The sequence below is a fragment of the Nostoc sp. genome (assembly GCF_036917275.1).
Lineage (GTDB): Bacteria > Cyanobacteriota > Cyanobacteriia > Cyanobacteriales > Nostocaceae > Nostoc.
Genome location: NZ_JBALDF010000016.1, coordinates 38442 through 62837, shown reverse-complemented (window position 1 = coordinate 62837; position 24396 = coordinate 38442). Strand labels below are relative to the sequence as shown.

Here is a 24396-nt window from a genome sequence, read left to right as displayed (position 1 = left end):
CTTCCCCAGGCAAATCAAAAATTGGCGCGATCGCACCCTTATGCCAAATACTTAAACCTCTGGTTCAACACCAAGCGATCGCAATTGAGCAGTTAAGCGATCTACTCTTTGACTTTCTAATTCCGCCCTTTGACTTTCTAATTCCGCCCTTTGGCTTTCTAATTCCGCCCTTTGGCTTTCCTGTTCGGCTCTTTCCTCGCCATTCAACAACAAATTACCTTGCAAATCCCACCACCGCAGCCAAGGTAATTCTGCATTCTGATAAACTCCTAGCCATAAGCCTAACTCAACTCCCAAAGGGGCAATAGTATAATGTCCCCGTTCATTTGCTGCTAAAAGTTGATATTGTCCTTCAATCAGGTGATAAACTTCCACACTGGCTTTATTCACTTCATAAATGCCGTAAAAAGCCGGATGAATCACCTGCTCATAAATCCAAAATTTACCCGTCCAAGGGGTTTTGTCTCGTTCTTCTGCACCGTTTCCAGAGACAAATTCCAATACAATAAACGGAGCAATGTGTTCTTGCCAAAGCACATAAGAGCGGCGCATTTGCCCATTCAGTGTAGGCGGCACATTCGGGACATAGAACCAATCGGGAGCTTCTGCACCTCGTTCTGGTGGGTCAGTAATACGCCAATAGATACCACTGTCTTGACCTATACAATATTGCCCATCAGGATGACGTTTTTGCAATACTGGTTTAATGGACTCAGTTAGTAGAATGCTTTGGGGATGTTCCTGGAAGTTCTTCACAAAAGTGCCATCAGACTCTGGAAGTTGAGTGTGATCTGGAAGTGTGGTGCTAGTAGCTGGATTAGTTGCAGTCATAGGGATACCCTCGCGTTTTTCGTGAGGTTTGTTATTTACTCTAGCAAGCGTAGGCGCAAGGAGAAATCTAAAAAAACTACGTATTATAGGCTGCGGAAACCCCTGAGACGGCGATCGCACTTTAGATTAACCTCAAAGTACACGCAGTAAGCTGGGAATGCTTTCAATCGCTGACAAATTCCGAATTTCTGCTAAAGCTTGCCTAAAATTGCCTTCCCGTACATCATGGGTAACAACCACAATCTCTGCAAGTTCCCCTTGAAAGCCAGTTTGGACAATTGACTCTAAGCTAACGCCGTAGTTACCAAAGCAAGTCCCCAATTTCCCGATAACTCCAGGTTGGTCATTTGTAAGGAAACGGGCGTAAAACCGAGTTATCAGTTCTGCCATCGGCGCAATTTGGCAATATTCTTGATGTCCACAAGCTAATAATGGATTTGCAACTGCCGTATTAGTTTTGAGGACAGCAACTAGATTCAAGATATCTGATGTCACAGCACTGGCGGTTGCACCAGCCCCAGCACCGGGGCCGAAAAACATTACTTGCCCGATGGGTTCTCCTTCGACAAGAATGGCGTTATAAACGCCGTTAATGTTAGCCAAAGGGTGTGCTTTGGGCACTAAGGTAGGATGAACTCTGATGGAGAGTGGGGATGAGGGAGTATTACGTTTAGCGATCGCTAACAATTTAATCACGAATCCCAATTTTTCGGCGTAGGCAATATCTGTTTTGCTGACTTGCCGAATCCCCTCAGTGTAGACATCCTGTAAGTTGATGCGTCCACCAAAGCTTAATGATGCCAAAATGGCAATTTTATCTGCTGCGTCTAAGCCATCGACATCGGCGGTGGGGTCAGCCTCAGCATAACCCAATCGCTGGGCATCAGCTAAAATATCGTTGAAGTTGCTGCCTTCTGTTTGCATCCGCGTCAGGATGTAGTTAGTCGTACCGTTAACAATGCCAGTTACAGTGTGAATGCGGTTAACACTTAAAGACTGCTTTAGGGGTTGAATCACCGGAATCCCACCCCCCACAGCGGCTTCTAGCATCACGTATACCCCGGCTTGATTGGCAGTTGTAAAAATTTCCGCTCCAAAGCGGGCGATCGCTGCTTTGTTGGCGGTGACTACATGCTTACCATTACTTAAAGCTTTGAGGATTAGCGATCGCGCCGGCTCCAATCCACCCATCACCTCGACAACTATATCTACCGCCGGGTCGTTGACAATCGCTTCTAAATCTGCGGTTAAGACTTCCGTAGACAATTCTACTGCCCGGGGTTTATCAAGCGATCGCACTCCCACCCGATAGATTTCTATCTCTTGCAACAACGGGTGACGCCCAGCCCCATCTTGCAACAACTGCACTGTTCCCGTTCCTACGGTGCCTAATCCCAGTATTCCTAGTTTCACACCCACAAATTTTGCACCCAATTTATTTTTTAAGTGCTGAGTGCTGAGTACTAAGTATTGAGTAGTTATCAGTACTTAGTACTTTACCCTTCAGAACTTAGAACTCTTTCCTCAACTATTTATAATATTCATAACAAAACAATTGTAGGGTGAGCACTGCCCACCCTACTAATTCATAACTCAGAACGGGCTAAATGCCCCATTACTATTAACGCAACTCAGCACTTAGTACGTTTCTACGTGCCAGCGATGAGCTTTTTTGAGTTGCTTCTGGTAATCACTCCAGGTTACACCTTCCTTTGCAGCAGCAGTTGTTAAGGCTGCATCAATACCTTCTTCCATACCTCGCAAACCGCAGATGTAGGTGTGGGTTTTTTCATTTTTAATCAACTGCCACAATTCATCAGCATATTCCGCTACGCGGTCTTGAATGTACATTCTACCGCCTTGAGGATTTTTTTGTTCCCGGCTGATGGCAGGAGTGAGGCGGAAGTTATCAGGATATTTTTGTTGAATTTCTTCCAGTTCTTCCTTATATAAAAGGTTTGGAGTTGTCGGCACACCAAATATTAGCCAAGAGAATCCTTTAAATTCGTATTCTGCGTTAGCTGCTTTTTCTGCATCTTTAAACTGACGCCACAAATAAGCTCGCATAGGGGCAATACCTGTTCCGGTTGCCATCATGATTACATTAGCATCAGGGTCATTGGGTAACAACATTTCCTTACCCACAGGCCCTGTAATTTTTACATCTGCTCCTGGTTCCAGGAAACACAGGTGTGTAGAGCAAACACCGTAGACTGTTTCGCCAGTTTCTGGGTGTTTGTACTCCAACTGGCGGACGCACAGTGAGACTGTCTTATCATCGACATCATCGCCATGACGAGTTGAGGCGATGGAATATAGTCTAAGTTTTTCCGGCTTGCCGTTCTTGTCTAATCCTGGTGGAATAATGCCAATACTTTGACCTTCTATATACTTCAAATCCCCGGCAGAAATGTCAAATTTGAGGTGTTGAACAATACCAATCCCACCTTCTTTGACTAGCGGTTCATTAGATATTACCTTGCCAATAAATGGAGCATTGGGACGGTAAGTGTTGACAGGAATGTCACCTTGGTCTTTTTTGGCTTTCGCTTGAGTCATGGTGTTGCCTTTCTTGTCCTTGTTCTTGAGCTGTTCTTGTGCTGGTGGTTTAGCTAAGTCTTTAGCTTCACTATCAGCATTTACAGGTGTGGCTTTACCATTCCCTTCACTGTCAGCAGTTTCCCCAGATGTAGCTAACTCGCTGACAACGCTTGTAGCATTTCCAAGTGAGGCTTTACCATTAACTTGCTCTAAAGCAGTTATGGGCTGGATGCTAACAATTGTGCCGCCTAGACGAGTGATACGTCGCATTTCTTGATTCATGCGGTTGTAAGGCACTCTGATGAACACACTGCCACTTTTACGAATTGGGTAGTTAGTTTGATCAGTTTCTTCTCTCTGACGCAAACCCACTACTTCATATACGAAGACGCGGCTACCTAATTCTGTGTTGGCAGCACTCTCAACAGCACCTTGATTGTACATTCGTTCTACCACTCCGATAATTTACTTAACCGTTTTTCAAAAAAAACTTTTCCCCTACCTTGCCAGCTTTAGTTTAGCGGATTTTCGTTTCACAAAACTGGAGAAAGAAGGAAAAACGGCATCATTAAATTAATGCCTTGCTAAGTATACTCACCAAAGACATGCAGGCATAGTAAAAAACACACCTGTTCACCTTCTAAGGTAAAGGATAAGTCTTGTGGAGAATGTTAATAATGAGTCAATTTAATCTTTTTTTCGTTAACTACCACCCCCATCAGGGAGATAGCTTTTTACCTTACTACCTAATGAGTAACTTCCAATGGCAGATATTGTTAGAGGGGTGCTTTGATTGGTGGAAGTTACGACTCACTTTCTCTCTAAAAATTGCCGTTGTGCTTGCTTACTGTAAGAGTTTAAATCGGAGAACGCCAAGGAGAGGAAGGTTTTCTTCCAATTGGTTTTACTTATTTAAATCTACTACTCTCCCGGAATGTTGTTAGCTATATTAATCACCTGTCTATAGATTAAGATGACTAGTACATTGTGGCGTCGGTTTGTCTACCTTTAACAAAGGATTTTTCCCCAAGTCTCGTCAGTATAGGTAGTTTACAGCCAATAATTTGACTAATGGAATTTTTTTGCTCATTCGTTGGATAGATTTTTGCTCTGAATATCTTAGGCATTGTCAAGCCGGAATTACAATTTAAGAAGATCAACAAATTCGTGGCAATAATAAATTATACCTTATAGACTTGATTATATATCACAAGTAGTAGCTTGACAGAGGTACAACACTGATGAGCGGTGCTGATCCCCATTTTTAAATTAACAGCTAAATCAACAAAATGATTGATGAACCACGCTAATTCTTCTAGACAGCAATCTTGTATGGAATACCCCCTTCTGTTAAAATCAAATACACCACTAGGATTAAATACTTACCGGTACCAACATTCAGGCTAGTCCGACGAGTAGCAACTTAATTACTTTGTTGTCTACCCGCTTGGTGTCTTATAGATGTGCTAGGTAGCAAGAACGCAGGATAAACCAAAGGGGTAAACTCCTGGCTTCAGAATCTGCTGTGTGAAAAAATATTGACACAATTTTACTATTTTAGAGGAGATTTATGACAAGTAAGCCGGAACGCGTGGTACTGATTGGAGTAGCCGGAGACTCTGGGTGCGGTAAATCTACGTTTTTGCGTCGTTTGATAGATTTGTTTGGTGAAGATTTAATGACAGTCATCTGCTTGGATGACTATCACTCCCTGGATCGCAAACAGCGTAAAGAAACTGGGATAACTGCACTAGATCCCAGGGCGAACAATTTTGACTTGATGTATGAGCAAATTAAAGCGCTCAAAAATGGTCAAGGGATTGATAAGCCGATTTACAACCATGAAACCGGCTTGCTTGATCCGCCAGAGCGGATCGAGCCAAATCGCATTATAGTTGTTGAAGGACTGCATCCTTTATATGATGAGCGGGTGCGATCGCTAATCGACTTCAGTGTTTATTTTGACATTAGCGATGAAGTCAAAATTGCCTGGAAAATTCAGCGAGATATGGCTGAACGTGGTCATCGCTACGAAGATGTGTTAGCCCAAATCAATTCTCGCAAACCTGACTTTGATAAGTTTATCGAACCACAAAGAGAATTTGCCGATGTAGTTCTTCAGGTATTACCCACGAACTTGATCAAAAACGACACCGAGCGCAGAGTCTTAAGGGTACGTATGCTCCAGCGGGAAGGTAAGGAAGGTTTTGATCCAACCTACCTGTTTGATGAAGGGTCAACAATTAATTGGACTCCCTGTGGACGCAAGCTGACCTGTTCCTACCCTGGTATGCAACTGTACTACGGTTCAGATGTTTACTACGGCCGCTATGTCTCAGTCCTAGAGGTGGATGGTCAATTTGATAACTTGGAAGAAGTAATTTATATCGAAACCCATCTCAGCAATACATCCACAAAATATCAGGGTGAATTGACTCATTTGTTACTCCAGCATCGTGAGTATCCAGGTTCCAATAATGGTACTGGTTTCTTCCAAGTACTTACAGGTTTGAAAATGCGTGCTGCCTATGAGCGGTTAACAGCTAAGGAAGCAAAGTTAGCGGTTCAGGTTTAAAAGCAGCAGTGTTTGTGTCAAAGTTTGTGGGGGCGCTTCTGGGTGTCCCCCATTTTTTTGTGTTATTAAATACATTTTATCCACAAAATAATTAGCATAAATTTATCTTATTCACAGATACTTACCTTATAGCTAGTGGTTTTTATCAATATTCAGAAGATACTAACTACTGAAGTATAAATATTGTTATGATTTCATAAATTAGATAGTTGAACTAAATATCCACATTTAGTCAGCGAAAAAAACTCATCAATAAAGGAGGAATTTCCTTTGTCTCGTCGATATCTATTTACCTCCGAGTCAGTCACCGAAGGTCATCCCGATAAAATCTGCGATCAGATTTCTGATACCATTCTGGATGCACTACTGACACAAGACCCCAGCAGCCGTGTCGCTGCTGAAGTAGTAGTTAATACTGGTTTGGTGCTAATCACTGGTGAAATAACCACCAAAGCCAATGTGAATTTCGTCAATCTTGCCCGCAAAAAAATTGCCGAAATTGGCTATACCAATGCTGATAATGGCTTTTCTGCTAACAGCACCAGCGTTTTGGTAGCTTTAGACGAACAATCACCTGACATTGCCCAAGGCGTTAACACCGCCCAAGAAACCCGCCAGCAAGATAGTGATGAGCAATTCGACAAAATTGGCGCCGGCGATCAAGGTATAATGTTCGGTTTTGCCAGCAACGAAACACCAGAACTGATGCCCTTACCCATCAGTCTCGCCCACCGCATTGCTCGCCGATTAGCAGCAGTCCGCAAAACGGGTGAACTACCATACCTGCGTCCTGACGGCAAAACCCAAGTAACTGTAGCTTACGAAGACGGGCGCCCTGTAGGCATTGATACTATCCTAATTTCTACCCAGCATACAGCGACTATTGGGGAAATTACAGATGAGGCGGCGGTACAAGCCAAGATTAAACAAGACCTCTGGTCCGCAGTAGTCGAACCTGTTTTTGGCGACATTGACATTAAGCCTAATCAGGAAACACGTTTTTTAGTTAACCCCACTGGCAAATTTGTCGTTGGTGGCCCTCAGGGAGACTCTGGTTTGACAGGACGGAAAATAATCGTTGACACCTACGGTGGTTATTCACGGCATGGTGGCGGCGCTTTTTCTGGCAAAGACCCCACCAAGGTAGACCGCTCTGCTGCCTATGCAGCTCGCTATGTGGCGAAAAATATTGTTGCCGCTGGGTTAGCAGAAAAAGTTGAAATCCAGCTATCCTATGCTATTGGCGTAGCGCGACCAACAAGCATTCTGGTGGATACCTTTGGCACTGGCAAAGTAGATGAAGAAACCTTACTGGAATTAATCAACCAGCACTTTGAACTGCGTCCAGCAGGGATTATCCATGCCTTCAAATTACGTAACTTACCAAGTGAACGAGGCGGACGTTTTTATCAGGACGTCGCGGCTTACGGTCACTTTGGGCGGGCTGATTTAGACTTACCTTGGGAACAGACCGATAAAGCCGAATTGTTGAAGCAAGCAGCAAACGAGTCACTTTCGGCAGTAGTTGCTCCGGTACTAACTTAGACTAATACGTTACTACAAAACATCTAACATATTTATCTGAGGGTATAAGCAACTTAACAACTTGCTTATACCCTTGTTTATCTTTCAACTGTCGTCAGCCATTTCACCAATGTCATAACTGTCTCAACCCAGAACCAAGCTTCTGTACAGACGAAATAACACCATTATCGGATCGGTCTTAACTGTCAGGACACAATAAGAATGTAGTTTTTTTCGGTGCATCTTTTTTTGTTTCTTCCATCCATAACGCAAGCGATAGCGTCCGTAAACAGCTTCTGTCACTCTCAGGAGTGAGCAAGTAGTAACTAAGTGAAATTGTCCAGAAGCATCGCAGGGTTTAACGTCAACACAGAAACCCTGTACTGATCATTCATAGTGGCTCGCTGTGACTTTTGGCAAAAAAAAGGGTTAGATCAACCAAGTACAGCTTTGAAATAACCTGTTATTTAGTGAGAAGCGATCGCCAAGCATAACACCTCGAACAATCAGAGGTGGTAACTCAGTGATGTAAAATCCTGAGGATAGTAAAAGGTGATTAACAGAGTCTGAATAGAATGGTACAGGATAGGAAGTCAACGGTTGTAATCACAGGTGCCTCTTCAGGGGTCGGTTTGTACGCTGCCAAGGCTCTTGCTGAAAGGGGATGGTATGTAGTGATGGCCTGTAGGGATATAGCGAAGGCTCAACTTGCAGCCCAATCTGTGGGAATCCCCCACCAGGGCAGCTACACTATCATGCATATCGACCTTGGCTCAATGGATAGTGTTCGCCAATTTGTGAAGAACTTCCGAGCAAGCGGTAACTCCTTAGACGCTTTGGTGTGCAACGCCGCAATTTATATGCCTTTGTTAAAGGAGCCACTGCGAAGCCCAGAAGGATTTGAGTTAAGTGTTGCGACAAATCACCTCGGACATTTCCTTTTGTGCAACCTAATGCTAGAGGATCTGAAAAAGTCATCTTCAGAGCCAAGGCTGGTAATTTTAGGAACTGTTACCCACAATCCAGATGAACTAGGTGGGAAGATTCCACCGCGTCCAGACTTGGGCGATTTGCAAGGCTTTGCAGAAGGATTTAAAGAGCCAATCTCGATGATTGACGGCAAGAAGTTTGAACCCGTCAAAGCTTACAAAGACAGCAAAGTTTGCAACGTGCTGACTATGCGGGAACTACATCAGCGCTATCACGAGTCAACTGGTATCGCCTTCAGTTCTCTCTATCCGGGATGTGTTGCAGAAACGCCGCTATTTAGAAACCACTATCCCCTGTTTCAGAAAATCTTCCCTTTATTCCAGAAGTACATCACTGGGGGATATGTGTCTCAGGAATTGGCGGGAGAAAGGGTTGCGGCGGTGGTTGCTGATCCTGAGTACAATCAATCTGGTGCTTATTGGAGTTGGGGAAATCGCCAGAAGGAAGATGGCAAGTCCTTTGTTCAAAAGGTTTCTCCTCAAGCGCGTGATGATGAAAAAGGCGATCGCATGTGGCAACTAAGCACCAAGTTGGTTGGACTGGCATGACTGAACAGGATGCAATAATTTAATTTTTACTTCATAAATGACCTCAAAAGGTGAGGTAAGTGATGGCAAAGGTAAAACGCAGTGTTGAAGAAGGTTTTGGTTCACCGTTCCACTCGATGCTGATGAATCAACAGAACATCGCAAAATTTACATACTATAACGCGAGACTACATCCCTGAGAAAAGTAATACCTCCCAATTCTTAGAATCCGTAGGGTGCGTTACACTGTGTTAACGCACCGATGTTAATTGTAAAGATATGCGAGAAATTATCTAACCATTTCCGATGGAAACTGCCATGTCTTCTCTAAAGGCACATTCCCAAACGCTATATGAAACTGATTACTTGCAATGGATAGAAACGGCTGTAGAAAAATTGCAAAGTCAGGATTACGCGAACGTTGAGTGGGAGAACCTAATTGAAGAAATTGCCGATATGGGAAGGAGTGAGCGCCGGAGTTTCAAGAGTAATTTGATTGTAATTCTGATATTTGCTCAAATGGCAATTTCAGCCCGACAAAAGAAGTGGTACCTGGGAAGGAAGCATCATTGAACATCGTAGACGCGTTAAAGAAGCTCTAGATGATTCACCTAGTCTCAAATTCTATCTTGAGATAGTTTTTGCTGAGTGTTATGCACAAGCAGTTAAGCAAGCAAAAGCTGAAACTGGCTTGTCAATGGAATCCTTTCCTCTGAAGTGTCCATACCAGCTAGCAGAAATCACAGATGATGAGTTTTTACCTCAATAAGCACTGAATCGTTTTGTATGTGCTGCTTCACTCTAAAGTTATACCTCTCGATTCCCTATCACCTTGACTTTTACCTGTAACAGATGTAAAATTACGATCACGTAGAAGGGGAGTAGCTGCTGGCATAAAACATAAAAGCCAGTACATCTGAATCAACATACTGGCGATGAGCCTGGTTCAGGTGGCAAGTAATAAATATTTGAAAGCGAGACCTTCACTAAGTTCACACCGAAAAGTGTAAACTTGGTGAGGTCTTTTGGTTCTCATCAAGCTTCACATCGGTAAACGATTCTTCAGGAGCTTGAGAGAGTGTTTACAGCTTTTACCGCAGCTTTATTATTAATTACAGTTTCAGAACTAGGCGATAAAACATTTTTTATTGCTGTGATTTTGGCAATGCACCACTCGCGGCGATTAGTATTTACAGGTGTGACAGCCGCTTTAGCCGCAATGACAATCCTTTCGGTGCTATTTGGACAAGTGGTATCTTTGTTACCAAAAAATTATATTCATTACGCCGAAATAGCTTTGTTTATTGCCTTTGGTATCAAGTTGTTATACGACGCTAGTAAGATGTCCGCAGCAGCTTGTGATACAGAAGTTGTACAAGAGGCTGAAGCTGCGGTGAAAAAAGCAGATTTGCAGCTACCAAAGCAAAAGACTTCCTTGGGAATTGTAATAGAAGCCTTTGTATTGACATTTATGGCAGAGTGGGGCGATCGCACCCAAATTGCCACCATTGCCCTAGCAGCCGGAAATAATCCAATTGGAGTGACAATAGGTGCAATTTTCGGACATGCCATTTGTGCTGCGATCGCAGTTATCGGCGGAAAAATGATTGCCGGACGCATTTCTGAGCGTCAACTCACCCTGATTGGCGGATGCCTGTTTTTGGTCTTTGGTATTGTTGCTGCCGTTGAAGGAGCGTGAGGGGATGAGGGGGACGAGGAGACTGGAGAGTAAGAATTTTAGATTTTAGATTTTAGATTAAATTTCAATCTAAAATCATCAATTCTATTATCCAAAATTGAATTGCCCAACGCCCATTACTTGGGAGTACTCTCCAATGATGGTGCAGGAGATGCAGCAGGATTTGGGATAGGGGAAGCCGTTGCGGCGTTTTTAATTTCATCTTTGTACTGAGCAGGTGCTAAAGCTGCGGCACTATTAAACAAAAGTTTTGCATCTGCGTCTTTGCCCTGTTGTTTTAAGAGCATCGCTTTTGCCACAACGGGGCGAAAATCCTTGGGATCTTTATTAATTGCTTGATCATATACAGAGCTAGCTTGAGCGTAGCGTTTCTGGGAAGCGTGAACAGAACCTAACAGTACTTGTACGGCTACTGTATCTACACTTCCAGACTGAATTGTATTTGCTTGGGCTGCGTTAGAGAGGGTTTCTTGCAGCAAACCAATGGCCGCTTCTGGGCGTTGCTGACTGATCAACAGAGTCACCATTCCTTGCAAAGCCTTCAAATCGCCTGGTTTCGTGGACAAAACCGAGCGATAAGCTTGAGCAGCTCCTTCGCGATCGCCAATTTGCTGTTTGGCTTGAGCCAGTAGCACTGAATATTCTGACTGTTCGGGATTCAGCTTGGCTAGCTTTTCTAAAGGTTCAATGACGACTTGGATATCAGCTGGTTTAACCTCACTTTTTTCTTTTTGACTCAGTAGTTGTAGCCGCGCCTGCAATAACCCCTTGAGCGCAGTCTGATTTTCTGGTTCCCTTTGCAAAACCTGTTCATAACCCCGTACTTCGTCTTCCAGTTTTGATTTTTGGTCAGCAGAGGGCAAACTGCCTCTGCTGCTAGCTGCATTCTGGCTTGAGGGTGGCGTATTATTAAATGCTCCAATTATGGGAATCACCGAAACACCCACAAAAGCAAGAATTGCCAGCGCCAAGACGACTTGAACTATCCAACGATTGCGCGGTTGAGACACAATTTTGTCTTCTCCTAAATTTTAATGACATTATCATTTACACAAATCGTAAAGTTAAAAATTTCCAAAACTTTGCGGAATACCGCCAATTGCCTGTGAATTTTATAACAATTAACTATCTACACTGCTAAAGTAAGTGATGACTTTAGGAGGAGCCGTCAGTATTGTAGCTATGATATGCTTCCGAAACTAGTGTAAAGGCGCTAAATTACACATTTAGTGTTTATCACACTAAATTTAGCGCCTTTAGTATTGTATGGAGTACCCTAGTGTGACTTTGTGAAAAGCAAATATATTTTCATTAGTCGCACAAATGCTCTTTCCAGCTGCCTTTGTAAAATCCCACAATGGGATGTGTCTGTGCCGCAAGGAGTTTTTATGAATTCCGACCTGATGCCGTTGCCTGAATCCTCCAATTCTTCTGCCTCTAACCAGGGCCCAACTAACGTAGAGGCAGCCGCTAATGTTCACATAGCAGCCCACTCCTCTAAATCTGAAAATTCGCCTGTCAAACCCAGTGAGACTGACTCAAATGATGGGTTTGCCAATCGACAGCAACCGATTCCGCCTCCCAGCGAACCGATGCAGTACCGAGCGATCGGGTTAGTCCGGGGTCGCTATCATGCTAGCAGCGAACAATTTACTCAAGGTACGCTGCTGACCAAAGATGGTGTAGAACTCAATGCCGTCCTCCTAGGCCGGATTATGAGCTTAGTTAAAAATCACCTAGACTTAGAAAAAGAACATTTGTGGGTGGTATATCCACGCACAAGACAAGAAAATGATACCTTGCACATCCAAATCGTCGGAGTTTGGGAGCCAGAAAATCTGGCTAAAAACTCAATAGATGAGGACGAGTCCGACTTAGAGTTGCAAGAGGTACAGACCCCTGATCATGGCTTATCCGAAAACTCTGAATTAAGTACAACTGCCTTAATACCCTCATCAGAAGTTGCAGATGGTGGTTTTTCTGTTCGTGGTGAGGTAGTATACCAGTCTTTTGACGCTAAGAGCTTAGTAGTCAAAATTAGGCAGGCTGCACGCAAACCAAATGACAAACCCAAATATTTTAAGTTGAAATTGAGGGGTGTGCTGACCACCAAAGCAGTAGGAAAGTTCTGGGACTTCCAAGCCAAGCGGGAAGCTGACGTTTTGATAGTAGAAAAAGCTGAGGCGATCGCTGACTTGCCCAAAAAACGCAAACCACCATTCAAAGGTGGTCCTCGTGCTGGTGGTAGTGCTGCTGGTGGTAGAAAACCATTCCCCCCCAAACGCAGTGGCGAAACCCCTCGTCCCATCAAGAAAATAGGTGCAAGCGGCGACTCTTCTGTAGTGTCAAAACCTATACCAAAAACGCCCGCTCCTAAGCCCATCAAGCGACCAAAACCAAATCAAGAGTAGGGCTTTGGGCATGGGGCAATTCAATTTTAGATAATGGAATTGATGATTTTAGATTAAATTTCAATTCTTTAATCCAAAATCTAAAATCTAAAATCTAAAATTCTTACTCCCCAGTCCCCAATCTCAAAAATCCGTTCGACGGTCTTGGGGTAGAAAAGATCGCTCCATCGGAATCGGGGAAACTGGTTCTGTAAGGGTAAACGTACCTGCTTCGATCCACTTTTTCAGTTCTAGGGCGACTTGCCTAGAAAAAAACAAACTCGCTAAAGGGGCAACGCGTACTGCTTTGCCCTCAATGGTGATACTCCCAGACTTGAGTTGAGCGTAACTCACTAAACCAAAAGTGGGACGGACGCGCCGGGGAATAGAAAAGTCCACTATTGGGGCTACTAGATCTTTATTTTGCACGGCACAGTGTTCAATTACTTGTTCATTTAATACAGGCAGTGGTACACCAACGCCTAACATCAAAGAAGGGCCATAACTTTTGAAATAACAACCTCGCACCCAATGAGCATCCATTTGCTTGGCATCACCAATTAAAGCTAAAGTGGCGGAAGGTCCAATCGGTGTCCGATTAGCTAAACGCTTTTGTAAAGGGAAGTGCTGAGTGCCTTCCCAAGCGACATAGCCAACACCGCCGCCTAAAAAAATTCTTGTACCTATACCAACGAGTTGCAAATCGGGGTCGTTGAATAAGGGGGAAATAGCACCGGGATTAGAGTAAACGGCATTCCCCAGACGCGGTTGTAAAGGACCGAGGTAAGTGAAGAGAGGGCGATCGCCACCATTTACCCCAACAATAAAATTTTGATAAAGATTGCGTGGATTGAATAAATAAAACTGATTAATCGTGTCACTAGTAACTGTAGTTTCAAAGGTTGCTCTAGGATAACAATCTGTTACTTGTCCCTGTGCTTTGACGTGTATAGGTTTACCAGCGATCAAATCTTCGATTACATGACCCCCGCCGCGTTCTCGGACTTCTTCCCCATCCATCGTTTCCACAGCACAACTCGCACCCAAATATAAATCTACTGCCCCAAAACCAGAGTATGCTGGCACGCCATCTAACCAGCAACGGCGAATTTTTATCGGGGGGTCAGTGTGTCCGAGATTGATAATTGCACCACTTGATTCCATCGGCTCAAACGTGCCAGTGGTAATTACATCAACTTCTTTAGCAGCTTTAGTAACACCGATTTCTACAACTCGTGCTTTTAATTCTTCAGTTGTCAACACTACCGCACGTTGGCGGCTGATTTTCTCATTAATTTCGGCAATTGTTCGCATTTTGTCAGTGGTAGTGCTTCCTGTCTTCCTCTTTGAAGGATATCTTGATAAATCACAGACTCTTGCATAATTTCTTCTGGAAATAGTTGTCGCCAATGCTACGCGACTGTTTAAACCTCTTTGCACAGTCATTTTGGGTTGAATCTTCAATGTGAATCAATAACTCAGCATAAACGTTTCACACCCTATCACGATCTAAAATTTTTCTCGCGGTATTGATTAAATTATTGAATTATTGATTGATAATTTTGTATTGCCTGACAAAGCATTGCACCCTTGAAGCTAGTCTTTGACCACGCTTCCATAGCTTCTTGAGTTATATTTTCATCAATCTTAACTGAGACTCCATACTTCTCCATCTCATCTTGGTTTAACCATAGATAATCATCAATATCAGTTCTTTCCCAATTATGTCCCTGCTCTAGAGAATTTGATTTGTAATGCTTACTAGTGAAATCGATAAACTCAAAAGGTTTGATTACTTGGCGTTCTCGACACAAACCAACAATCCAACAATGGTAACTTCCAGTCTTAAAAGATGGGTTTATTGCTCCAAAATTTACTCCTCTGCTTACATCTTCAGGATCAGATGCTACTCTTACAGAAATACTACCTCCTTGAAGAGAGTAATAAAGAGTTTCATCTTTATTTACCTTCTGATATACAAATGTACAAACATCCATACCAAGACCTGCATAGTATAGGCATAGACCATTAACGTTATAATGAAGTCTATCGGAAAATGCCTGAACAGTTTGATGTATGGAAGTAGCAATTGCATCTCTACGATTATTAGAAAGCTTTAGAACGTTTCCCATATTGCATAATCTGTTATCAACAATCAACTCTTGTCGAATGCTCCAAGCTACATGTTCTTTGTACGATTGTCAAACACTCCGTCAAATTGACTGAAAATAATAAAGTTATAAAGGATGAAATTCTTTATTTCACCCTTTAGCTAAAGTTTAATACTTCCGCTCTTTTGGCTCAAACATAGTAATCGCCACAGGCCGATATTGAATATCAATTCCTGCTGGTGAATAGTAAGCCATTGTGTGTTTGAGGAAATTAGCATCATCTCGCTGGGAATAATCTTCGCGGAAATGAGCGCCACGACTTTCTTGGCGATTTAGGGCTGATGCCAAAATCGTCTGTCCCACTACCATCAAACTTCGCAATTCCAAGGCTTCCACAAGTTCCGTATTCCAGCAACTGCCTTTATCATCTAAATAAATTTGCGGAAATTGCTGTTGTATTTCTTCTAACTTATGTAACCCTTCACTCATTAATGCCTCAGTGCGGAAAACGCCGCAGTACTGAGTCATACAATCCTGGAAGGCTTGACGGACATGGTTAATGCGGTACTGCCCTGGTTGTTCTAGCAAAGCTTGAATTTGTTGCTGGGCTTCGGTTACATAGCGTTGCTCATCCACAGAGGGCAACTTACGTTTTTGTACAAATTGGGCGATCGCAGCCCCAGTTCTTTTGCCATAAACGACACACTCCAGCAGGGAATTACTCCCCAAGCGATTAGCACCATGTACGGAAACACAAGATGTTTCGCCAGCTGCAAAGAAAGCATCAACTAGACCATCACCACTGCTGCGGACTTGCCCATCAGTATTAACTGGGATACCACCCATACAATAGTGAATTGTCGGGCGGACTGGCATAGGTTGAGTTACCGCGTCAACACCTACCAAACGGTGTGCTTCTTCCCAACAGAAGGGGACACGACTCATAATTTTTTCTTTGCCCATGTGTCGTAGATCCAGATAGACAAAGGGGCCACCAGCGCTACCATTGAGATGAATACCACGATCAGCACGAATTTCATAAGCGATCGCTCGTGAGGTAATATCACGAGGAGCCAGTTCCATGCGACTGGGTGCGTAGTTCGCCATAAAGCGATCGCCTTCACTATTAATCAGATACGCCCCTTCTCCCCTTACCGCTTCCGAAATCAGCACCCCTACCGGATACAAACCAGTGGGATGAAATTGGACGAATTCCATATCTTCAAGTGGCAAACCTGCGATCGCAGTCATTGCCAAACCATCACCCGAAGAAGCGTAATCATTAGAGGTGGTATTATAAACGCGACCATAGCCCCCGGTGGCAAACATCACCGCCTTAGCCCGTACTACCTCAATATGTCCATCTAAAAGATTGAACATTACCACACCTTTGGCCTCATTCTCTGACAAAATCAGACGCATCACGTACCATTCTTCATAAACTTGTACGCCATAACGCCGCAGGTTGTTAACCAATTCGTGCAAAATCGCATGACCGGTCTTGTCTGCGGCGTAGCAAGTGCGGTTGTGGGAATGTCCGCCAAAAGCCCGTTGGGCAATGCGCCCATCAGGTAAGCGAGAGAACAAAACGCCCATGTGTTCCAAGTCAATCACCACATCTGGCGCTTCCTGGGCGAGAATTGCCACAGCGTCTTGGTCTGCCAAGTAATCAGAACCCTTGACAGTATCAAAGGCATGTGCCTCCCAACTATCTTCTGAATCAACATTTTTCAGCGATGCAGCCATACCACCTTGAGCCGCGACCGAGTGGGAACGAATTGGGTGGGTTTTAGCAACCACAGCAATATTTAAACTAGGGTCTGTGCGGGCAATTTCCACAGCAGCGCGACATCCCGCTAATCCACCACCGACAATAATTACATCATGTTCCAGCATAATTAGCCCCCGACTGCAAACCACTGCTGTTCTATTGTAGAGACGTGATTAATCAGGCAGTGCGTTAGAGAGCATCCCAATTTTGCCAAAATACACAGGATTGGTACAAAAACCCTTTATAAACTCTTTCCTTGTGAAAGAAAGTAAACTTGCATATTTTGGGAGGCTCCGTGCGTTGCAACAGTGGCGTCTCTCTAAAAAAATTCCCTGCCTATAGACAGGGATGTTATTACAAATTTTGAAAGTCAAAAATGAAGGGTTATGGGACAGATGGAGTGACTCCTAACTCCTATAGAGACGCGATTAATCGCGTCTCTACTTCCTAACTCCTAACTCCTAACTCCTAACTTCTTTAGCTAGTTGCTTGTACAGGTTGTTGCTGAGACACATTACCTGGTATAGGTTCCATTTTGGTTCCCGGTCCTACAGGAGTGACTTCAATATGATTTAACAAGGTAGTGACAAACGCAAACAACAAGAAAGGTAGCGAAAGCAAAACGACAAGACCCGCTGTTGCTAAAGCGTACACGGGTCGCTTGGCACCCATCAGCGCCAAGGCTGATGCCAAACTTAGGGTAATTGTAATCAACCAAACAATTATTTGACCGTAGATATCACCGAAAGTCAGGGTACAGACAAACCGATACTTTTGAGTATTATTTCCGCTCATCACATTTGCCTCAAGTCTCTCCTAATAGGTTCTAGGTTAGAACCATGTTTACCTTCTAGACAATTTCTAAATATTTTTGCAAGCTTCGTAATATCACTTCACAATCAACTTATTTCTGTTACAAAACATAATTCCTAGTACAGCATGACGTAAATAGACCAACTATACTCTATGGGAAATCCTTCTCCTGTAGTCGTCGCAGCTTCAAATTCTCTCCCTTCCCTTGTACTATTGTGTATACACAAGTCCTAAAAACCTAGTAGTGCAAGAGTGTGTTATGCCGTAGCCTAAGGCACCATCCTAGATTCAAGCCAATGTGCTGAACAGTTGCCACAAAGACTAATACAGCATTTGATTAATTTATAGCGAATTAAATTTGGCAATATGTTGCAATGGCATTGCATCCCGATACAATGCCAATGTATCCCGATACAATGTTAATGCATCGGCTGCATTGTGAATGCGTCTCCCTGCAATGCCAATGCATCCTAATGCAATCTTAATGCGTTGACCACATTGTGAATGTATCCCGATACAATGCCAATGCATCCCAATACAATGTTAATGCGTCGGCCACATTGTGAATGTGTCCCCTCGCAATGTTAATGCATCTCCATGCAATGTTAATGTTAGCGTGTTCCGTTGCATTAAAAACGCTACACTTTTACGCAAAACTGGACTAAGAAAGCTTGGTGTTTATATAGACTAAGTTTTTTGGTAAAAGTTTTTACAATCCTAATGACCTCTTTAACAAATAGACTGTTTGCTTAAAGCCAAGATAAATTTTGCGATTTGTAAAATTCCGGAGATTTAGGATATAGTATTTAATTTTTTGCTGGGAAATATTAAGTAGATAAATCCAGCAAAGTCAGGATGTAAAAACCGATTTTTTGATGTTAAATTTTGAATGTTGCCCGAATTTGTTGACTTAAATCAACAAAACCCTTTATTTTTCGTGGCAATATTGTTTTAGGAGTGAATGTGAATACTATTTTTCTTCGTAAAGGTGTTTTTTGGTTGCCAAGTATAGCTGCTCTTACAGTCCTGAGTAGCAGCTTATCTGCAATTGCCCAGACAGTTGATAAGGTGAACAGTCAGCCATTAACCGACCCTTCCGCAATCGTGGCGTCTCCCAACGACTTTAGTACAGAACTAAACACTGCAAGCCAAAATCTCTCTACAAAAACAACTGAAACATTTACAGTCACAAATTTAGCTAAGGTACAGCAGCCCCCCAACGCTGCAATACCGGAAAAAGCCAGTGTAACGCCTACACCCATTCCAGGCACAGTGGCAACCTCATCTGCAACGCTCACTTCTGAGTTTGTACAACCAACTTCTCAAACTACTGCTCAACCATCTGCTCCCAAAGTGGCGCAATCAGATATTGATTTAGGTAGAACTACCACCCGTGGTGGCAGCAGCTATATTGGCGTGGCTGCTAACATTGGTTTGAGTGGTGATGCTGACTCGTCTTTGGCCGACGGTAACTTCGCGGTAGTCAGCAAAATCGGACTGACAAATTCTATATCGGTGCGACCCTCAGCCGTATTTGGGGACAACACTACTATTTTACTTCCGATCACTTACGATTTTACCTTCAAATCAGCAGATGCTTTTAGCGAACCGTTAGCTATTGCACCTTACGTCGGAGTAGGTGGAGCTTACAAAACCGGTGATGATTCGCAATTTGCTTTTTTAATAACTGGTGGGATTGATGTGCCTCTAACTCCTCAATTCACGGCAACGGCCGCTGTGAATGCCGGATTTTTTGATAAAACTGATGTAGGCTTGTTGTTAGGAGTTGGTTACAACTTCACTGGCTTTTAAGCTTGACTTTATCCATTTTTTTCGCAACGTGATTGCTATCGCTGAAACCTCTGGGGTTTGGTAGTTTTACTTTTTTAACTTCATCGATAATCTGTGACGTGGAAAAAGTATTTGCCGAAAAGCCAGGGTTTTTACCGGATAAAGAAAACCTTAATTTTGGATAAAGTCGAGTTAAGAGGATGTTTGAAAAGTCGTAAAGTCTACCATCAACTCTGCTTCTATTCCTCTCTACCGAAAGGTCGAGAGGCTTTGAACCCTTGATTCACTTGTAGAGAATAGAAGCTGGGGGTTAGGTTATCGAGATTTTAGTGTTAGCAATAATACTTTTAAAACATCCTCAAAGAGTTAGGAGTTATGAGTTAGAAGTTAAGAGTTAATAATGTTTCACTCATAGCTCTTAACTCATAACTGCTAAGTTTCTACTTGGGGGTAACTTTGCCAATTACTTTGATTTTGCCATCGTCTCCTACTGTCCAAACATCATATACACCGACGACATCGCCGTTAGCATCAACATCTACGTTGCCACTGGCTCCTTGATAGTTAATCTTCTTACCATCTTTAAGTAACTTCAGTCCCTCGCAGACATCAGTAACTTCTGTACCAGGTCCATCAGCGACTTCACGAATTTTGTTGGCTATACCAACACCTGTATTTTCTTTAGCAGCTTGCGCTGCCAACGTCAATAAGGCAGTCGCATCCCAAGTTTGAGGAGCGTATTCCCCTGGTGCACTACCCTTTTTATCCTTCCACAGCTTGTTGAAAGCTAAGAGTGCTTTACCATCAGAACCAGGTACTGTACCGATCGCTCCACTTAAGATATACTTGCCATCACTGCCTTTGCCAACTTGGTCTGGGAAAGTAGGTGATTTCACACCATCTGTAAGCAGAATCTGCACACCCTTAGCCACACCTTGCTGATAGGCGGCTTTCAAGAACAGACTGCCAGTTTCAGCATATAGTACGGCCAGCACTGCATCTGGCTTACCAGCAAATGCAGCTGCTGCTTCTGTATCAAATGTCTGCGCTTTCGGGTCGTAGCGAACAGGCTTATCTTTATTAACGATGGTTCCACCCAATTTTTCAAAAGTTTGCACAAATGCTTTTTCAAAGCCAACGCCATAGTCATTATTAATCACGACTGTAGAAATTCGCTTGAAACCTTTTTGATTAGCAAGTTGGGCTAATGCCAGTGCTTGGTAAGTATCCGGGGGAGCAGTACGCGCCCAAAAGCCTTTAAAGTCACCCTTTTGGGCCTTTTCAGTAAAGACAGGACTGGTACTACCAGGAGAAACCAGCATGACTTTATTCGGCGTGGCAATGGAGACTGCTGCACTAGAAACACTACTGGCAAAGGAACCAACTACACCTGCTACTTTATCTAAAGTTGCTAGTTTGGTCATACCCGCAGCACCAGCTTTGGGGTCGGTTTGGTCGTCTACTTGCACCAAGGTCACTGGTTCGCCATTGACACCACCGCAAGCGTTGACTGTATCGACAAGTAAAGGGACAGAACCTAGCATCTGTTGTCCGATAGAAGCCAAGTCGCCTGTTGTCGGTAGCAGGGAACCAATTTTTAGCCCTTTAGCACTGCTTGTGGTAGTTGAATCTGCCGCTGGAGTAGCGGTACTTCCATTGTTAGCTGTGCCATTTGGGGTACTAGTATCACCACAAGCCCCAACTAGGAACCCAATTGCTAGGGTAGCTATACTGAAGGTTAAGGCGGCGCTAATTTTTTTCATAAATCACTTTTACTCCTCAGATATTTAGGAGCCTAAAAGTAAGATTCAAACTAGATTTGTAAGTTAGCTGGATCTTATCGAGACTCCAAAGGATAAATCATATCATCCATCTTTGGAAGTAGAAGTATTTACCCCTACATTAATATTTACTTTTGTACACACAAGATATTGCGTATATCAAAGGCTGGAAAACGGAGAGGGAGGGATTCGAACCCTCGGTACGGAGTTGCCTGCCGTACAACAGATTAGCAATCTGCCGCTTTCGACCACTCAGCCACCTCTCCTGACTTACGATTAATGATTTTAGCAGATTTGTTGGGGATAGTCAATAGTCATTTGTCATCAGCAACAAATGACTAATTGCTCAAAGGACTTGCGATCGCATCCAAGCTACGGGCAAAGTGCGTAATTTTTTCCACTGGGGAACGTAAGCCCGCCGACTGAATACATCGTAATTGTTGCGTTCTATCACCTCCAAAATCTGACCGTACAACATTGATGCTGCCCACACGGGCCAACGGGCATCCGGTGCTAGATAAGTAATTCCCTGGTCTGACGTCGTATAGAATTGGCGGGCTCGTTCAATTTGAAAGCGCATCAATGCCCGCCAACGCTCATCTACCACACCTTTGAAGAAGTCTTGCTCGGTGTAGTTGAATTTTGCCAAATCCTCAAGGGGAATGTAGATTCGTCCCCGTCTGGCATCTTCTCCCACATCCCGCAGGATGTTGGTAAGTTGATTGGCAATTCCCAGAGCGATCGCTTCTTCTGTGGGAATATATGGTTGTTTGTTCTGACGCCACGGAGCTGTGTATATGGTGCTATCCACACCCATAACTGCTGTTGACATTAAGCCAACAGTGCCAGCAACGCGGTAACAGTAGAGGTATAAGTCCTCAAAGGTTTCATAACGACTGCGATATAAGTCCATCCGCTGACCGGCAATCATATCCCGAAAGGGTTGAATGTCCATTGGAAAGCGTTGGAGAGTATCAACTAAAGCGACATCGTAATTTTCTAGTGGGCGTCCCGCAAAAATCGATTCCAGCTGCTGTTCCCATAGGTCTAGGGTTTCTGGCGTGGTAATAGCAGATGCGGGCCCATCCACCAATTCATCTGTACGGCGACACCAAGCGTAAATTGACCAAATAGATTGACGTTTTACCGGACTCATGAGCAAAGTACCCAGGTAAAAAGTCTTGGCATACTTTGCTGTGAGATGCCGACAAAGTTTGTAGGACTCGTCTACAGAGACCAGCGTTTTCATGCGCGGGGGGGAATCAGGCAGTTGCAGCATTCGTTGCGGGCGGTCGGGTGAGCGTTTGCAGGTTTGAGGGATTTGCTACCGGGAGAGCCTCAGAAATTGCCTGCGCTGTCAGCTTACCAGAAAGTACGGCACCTTCCATACTGCCTAAGTAGCGTTGCATGGTATAACTTCCGGCGAGATAGAAGTTTGCAATGGGCGTAACTTGTGCAGGACGGTACTGTTGACGACCGGGGGTCGCTTTGTAAACTGAACGCGGCGTTTTCACCACATGAGATTTTAGCAACGTTGCTGGGTTGTCTCCCCCAAAGTGGTCGGGAAAGAGTTTTTCCAATTCAGCAAGCGTTGCAGCCACAATCTCCTCATCAGATTTGGCAATCCAATCTTTTGCCGGAGCTAGAACTAATTCCAGCATCGAGCGATTGGGGTTGGCGTATTCACGGCAGGTATTGCTCATATCAGCATAAACGCTTAGGAGGGGCGATCGCGAAAAAAGCAAGTGATCAATTTCTGTAAGTTTCCGGTCAAACCACAGATGCAGGTTAATCACTGGTACTCCTTCCAAACCTTCTAGCTTCTTGAAAAACTCCATTTGCTTCCAAGGCTTAGGCAACATGACCTTCAGAGGATCAACCGACATGGCAGATACATAGGAATCTGCTGTGATTACTTCATCTTCTGCCCCATTTAACCCTCGAATCAAGTATCCTTTCACCGTGCCATCGGCGTTGAGCAAAATCTCTTTCAAGGGGGCATTCAACCGCACTTCCCCACCGCGTTCTGTAATGTAATCTACGATCGGGCTGCATAAACGTTCTGTGGGAGAACCATCCAAAAAGGCAATCTTGGAGCCATATCGTTCTTGCAGAAAGCGATTCAGTGCAGTTAACAAGATCGTTGCCGAAACTTCATCAGGATTGATAAAGGTAAGTGCTTTACATGCGGCGATAAAAACGTCACTAGTTACTCGCTCGTCAACACCTTGCCTTTTCAACCAGTTTAAGAAGCTGTACTTGTCCATGTCTTCAACATACTTCTGGCCTCGAACCACTGCTGGAAGTAGGCCAATTGCAAATCGAATCTTCTGCTCCCAAGTCAACATGTCTTTGTTACGAAGAATCGAGGCAATCACGTTAAAAGGAGATGGAATATCTGGAACATCAAAACGTGATAGTGTCCCAGGCTTATCCGGTTGATTAAAAATCAGCGTATGCTGCTTCCATTGGAGTCTGTCTTCAATGCCCAACTCCTTGAGCAATTGAAGCATGTTGGGGTATGCCCCAAAAAAGGCGTGTAACCCGGTTTCGTACCAGTCGCCGTCAGAGTCTTTCCACGCCGCAACAAGACCACCCAGTACGTCCCGGCTTTCCAAGACAATGGGAGTGTGACCTGCGTCTGTGAGATATTTCGCGCAGGAAAGTCCTGCTAAACCAGCACCCGCGATCGCTACTCGCATTTAACTCTAATGCCCTTAAATATTTCTTAATGGTTTTGTCGTTATCATTATACGTTGCAATCCGTTACATTTGGCAGTTATTGTGCGATCGCTTCCCCAAAAAACTTCTGTAAAAGCGAATTTTGCCTGACATACACCTACCAGAATAAATTGCTAATATCATTGTCAGCAATGGTTTTGCGGCGTGCATTTCATCTAGATTTACACCACCAAATGTCAACAATAAAAGTCATTCCTTTGACTGAGAATAGGTAGTTACAAACTCTTGTCTTAAAGTAGTTGATTTCTTTGGTAATCCGTGTATTTGCTCTAAGTAAATATCTAAGGCATTGGTAAAGCTTGCTAGTTGA

The 24396-nt window shown here is 43.7% G+C and carries 19 protein-coding genes, 1 tRNA gene and 1 pseudogene; 7 read left to right on the top strand and 14 right to left on the bottom strand.

Going from position 1 to position 24396, the window contains the following annotated elements; all coding sequences use genetic code 11:
• Window positions 1–51: 51 nt before the first annotated feature.
• The 4 genes from V7K35_RS06880 to V7K35_RS29620 form a co-directional block, all read right to left on the bottom strand.
• Window positions 52–831, bottom strand: coding sequence for a Uma2 family endonuclease (locus V7K35_RS06880; protein WP_335077453.1), 780 nt, complete (start codon window positions 829–831; stop codon window positions 52–54).
• Window positions 832–963: 132 nt separating this feature from the next.
• The gene (locus tag V7K35_RS06875; RefSeq protein ID WP_335077451.1) at window positions 964–2250 is read right to left on the bottom strand and encodes a homoserine dehydrogenase; all 1287 of its coding nucleotides are present in this window, start codon (window positions 2248–2250) and stop codon (window positions 964–966) included.
• Between the two features lie 219 nt (window positions 2251–2469).
• Window positions 2470–3816: a ferredoxin--NADP reductase gene (petH, locus tag V7K35_RS06870; protein ID WP_335077488.1), complete on the bottom strand. Its 1347-nt coding sequence runs from the start codon at window positions 3814–3816 to the stop codon at window positions 2470–2472.
• Between the two features lie 533 nt (window positions 3817–4349).
• Window positions 4350–4499, bottom strand: a complete 150-nt coding sequence (locus tag V7K35_RS29620) for a helix-turn-helix domain-containing protein (RefSeq protein ID WP_442939696.1) — start codon at window positions 4497–4499, stop codon at window positions 4350–4352.
• Window positions 4500–4942: 443 nt separating this feature from the next.
• Here V7K35_RS29620 and V7K35_RS06865 point away from each other — a divergent pair, with 443 nt between their 5' ends.
• The 5 genes and pseudogenes from V7K35_RS06865 to V7K35_RS06840 all read left to right on the top strand — a co-directional run bounded on the left by V7K35_RS06865 (window position 4943) and on the right by V7K35_RS06840 (window position 10687).
• Window positions 4943–5947: a phosphoribulokinase gene (locus tag V7K35_RS06865; RefSeq protein ID WP_334795784.1), complete on the top strand. Its 1005-nt coding sequence runs from the start codon at window positions 4943–4945 to the stop codon at window positions 5945–5947.
• Window positions 5948–6217: 270 nt separating this feature from the next.
• Complete coding sequence (metK, locus tag V7K35_RS06860; RefSeq protein ID WP_334795783.1) at window positions 6218–7492, top strand: methionine adenosyltransferase; 1275 nt, start codon at window positions 6218–6220, stop codon at window positions 7490–7492.
• 554 nt (window positions 7493–8046) lie between these two features.
• A complete protein-coding gene (locus V7K35_RS06855) occupies window positions 8047–9009 on the top strand; it encodes a protochlorophyllide reductase (protein WP_335077449.1) in 963 nt (320 codons plus the stop codon).
• A gap of 285 nt (window positions 9010–9294) precedes the next feature.
• A pseudogene (locus tag V7K35_RS29615) lies at window positions 9295–9757 on the top strand (DUF29 domain-containing protein).
• A gap of 309 nt (window positions 9758–10066) precedes the next feature.
• Window positions 10067–10687, top strand: coding sequence for a TMEM165/GDT1 family protein (locus V7K35_RS06840; protein WP_335077443.1), 621 nt, complete (start codon window positions 10067–10069; stop codon window positions 10685–10687).
• Window positions 10688–10803: 116 nt separating this feature from the next.
• On the opposite strand, the gene V7K35_RS06835 is transcribed toward V7K35_RS06840, so the two are convergent.
• Window positions 10804–11697, bottom strand: a complete 894-nt coding sequence (locus tag V7K35_RS06835; RefSeq protein WP_335077441.1) for a tetratricopeptide repeat protein — start codon at window positions 11695–11697, stop codon at window positions 10804–10806.
• A gap of 378 nt (window positions 11698–12075) precedes the next feature.
• Here V7K35_RS06835 and V7K35_RS06830 point away from each other — a divergent pair, with 378 nt between their 5' ends.
• Window positions 12076–13098 (top strand): hypothetical protein, encoded by a 1023-nt coding sequence (locus tag V7K35_RS06830; RefSeq protein WP_335077439.1) that lies wholly within the window; start codon window positions 12076–12078, stop codon window positions 13096–13098.
• Between the two features lie 123 nt (window positions 13099–13221).
• Here the strand turns inward: V7K35_RS06830 and V7K35_RS06825 are convergent, their stop codons facing one another.
• The 4 genes from V7K35_RS06825 to V7K35_RS06810 all read right to left on the bottom strand — a co-directional run bounded on the left by V7K35_RS06825 (window position 13222) and on the right by V7K35_RS06810 (window position 17754).
• A complete protein-coding gene (locus V7K35_RS06825) occupies window positions 13222–14391 on the bottom strand; it encodes a homocysteine biosynthesis protein (RefSeq protein ID WP_335077486.1) in 1170 nt (389 codons plus the stop codon).
• Between the two features lie 224 nt (window positions 14392–14615).
• Window positions 14616–15209 carry a hypothetical protein gene (locus tag V7K35_RS06820; protein ID WP_335077437.1) on the bottom strand — a complete coding sequence of 198 codons (594 nt, stop codon included), beginning with the start codon at window positions 15207–15209 and terminating at the stop codon, window positions 14616–14618.
• A 147-nt stretch (window positions 15210–15356) separates the two neighbouring features.
• Window positions 15357–17084 (bottom strand): succinate dehydrogenase/fumarate reductase flavoprotein subunit, encoded by a 1728-nt coding sequence (locus tag V7K35_RS06815; RefSeq protein ID WP_335077436.1) that lies wholly within the window; start codon window positions 17082–17084, stop codon window positions 15357–15359.
• 352 nt (window positions 17085–17436) lie between these two features.
• Window positions 17437–17754 (bottom strand): hypothetical protein, encoded by a 318-nt coding sequence (locus V7K35_RS06810; protein ID WP_273765957.1) that lies wholly within the window; start codon window positions 17752–17754, stop codon window positions 17437–17439.
• A gap of 981 nt (window positions 17755–18735) precedes the next feature.
• Between V7K35_RS06810 and V7K35_RS06805 the strand changes: the two genes are divergently transcribed.
• A complete protein-coding gene (locus tag V7K35_RS06805) occupies window positions 18736–19584 on the top strand; it encodes a hypothetical protein (protein WP_335077434.1) in 849 nt (282 codons plus the stop codon).
• A 419-nt stretch (window positions 19585–20003) separates the two neighbouring features.
• Here V7K35_RS06805 and V7K35_RS06800 read toward each other — a convergent pair whose 3' ends face one another.
• The 5 genes from V7K35_RS06800 to V7K35_RS06780 form a co-directional block, all read right to left on the bottom strand.
• Entirely contained in the window at window positions 20004–21326 is a 1323-nt protein-coding gene (locus tag V7K35_RS06800; protein ID WP_335077432.1) for an ABC transporter substrate-binding protein, read from the bottom strand.
• A 192-nt stretch (window positions 21327–21518) separates the two neighbouring features.
• A tRNA-Ser gene (locus V7K35_RS06795) sits at window positions 21519–21610 on the bottom strand.
• 80 nt (window positions 21611–21690) lie between these two features.
• Window positions 21691–22623 carry a 15-cis-phytoene synthase CrtB gene (crtB, locus tag V7K35_RS06790; protein WP_335077430.1) on the bottom strand — a complete coding sequence of 311 codons (933 nt, stop codon included), beginning with the start codon at window positions 22621–22623 and terminating at the stop codon, window positions 21691–21693.
• Window positions 22607–24046, bottom strand: a complete 1440-nt coding sequence (gene pds / locus V7K35_RS06785) for a 15-cis-phytoene desaturase (protein WP_335077428.1) — start codon at window positions 24044–24046, stop codon at window positions 22607–22609. Before pds ends, crtB begins: the two co-directional genes overlap by 17 nt.
• A gap of 64 nt (window positions 24047–24110) precedes the next feature.
• A complete protein-coding gene (locus V7K35_RS06780) occupies window positions 24111–24269 on the bottom strand; it encodes a hypothetical protein (RefSeq protein ID WP_335077426.1) in 159 nt (52 codons plus the stop codon).
• Window positions 24270–24396 lie beyond the last annotated feature (127 nt).

What these genes read in the sequence shown, in the direction of transcription:
- V7K35_RS29620 (WP_442939696.1), bottom strand. Translation starts at nt 4,499, where the DNA reads ATGCCTAAGATATTCAGAGCAAAAATCTATCCAACGAATGAGCAAAAA.
- petH (WP_335077488.1), bottom strand. Translation starts at nt 3,816, where the DNA reads ATGTACAATCAAGGTGCTGTTGAGAGTGCTGCCAACACAGAATTAGGT.
- V7K35_RS06830 (WP_335077439.1), top strand. Translation starts at nt 12,076, where the DNA reads ATGAATTCCGACCTGATGCCGTTGCCTGAATCCTCCAATTCTTCTGCC.
- V7K35_RS06820 (WP_335077437.1), bottom strand. Translation starts at nt 15,209, where the DNA reads ATGGGAAACGTTCTAAAGCTTTCTAATAATCGTAGAGATGCAATTGCT.
- V7K35_RS06855 (WP_335077449.1), top strand. Translation starts at nt 8,047, where the DNA reads ATGGTACAGGATAGGAAGTCAACGGTTGTAATCACAGGTGCCTCTTCA.
- crtB (WP_335077430.1), bottom strand. Translation starts at nt 22,623, where the DNA reads ATGCTGCAACTGCCTGATTCCCCCCCGCGCATGAAAACGCTGGTCTCT.
- pds (WP_335077428.1), bottom strand. Translation starts at nt 24,046, where the DNA reads ATGCGAGTAGCGATCGCGGGTGCTGGTTTAGCAGGACTTTCCTGCGCG.
- V7K35_RS06815 (WP_335077436.1), bottom strand. Translation starts at nt 17,084, where the DNA reads ATGCTGGAACATGATGTAATTATTGTCGGTGGTGGATTAGCGGGATGT.
- V7K35_RS06810 (WP_273765957.1), bottom strand. Translation starts at nt 17,754, where the DNA reads ATGAGCGGAAATAATACTCAAAAGTATCGGTTTGTCTGTACCCTGACT.
- V7K35_RS06865 (WP_334795784.1), top strand. Translation starts at nt 4,943, where the DNA reads ATGACAAGTAAGCCGGAACGCGTGGTACTGATTGGAGTAGCCGGAGAC.
- V7K35_RS06880 (WP_335077453.1), bottom strand. Translation starts at nt 831, where the DNA reads ATGACTGCAACTAATCCAGCTACTAGCACCACACTTCCAGATCACACT.
- V7K35_RS06800 (WP_335077432.1), bottom strand. Translation starts at nt 21,326, where the DNA reads ATGAAAAAAATTAGCGCCGCCTTAACCTTCAGTATAGCTACCCTAGCA.
- V7K35_RS06825 (WP_335077486.1), bottom strand. Translation starts at nt 14,391, where the DNA reads ATGCGAACAATTGCCGAAATTAATGAGAAAATCAGCCGCCAACGTGCG.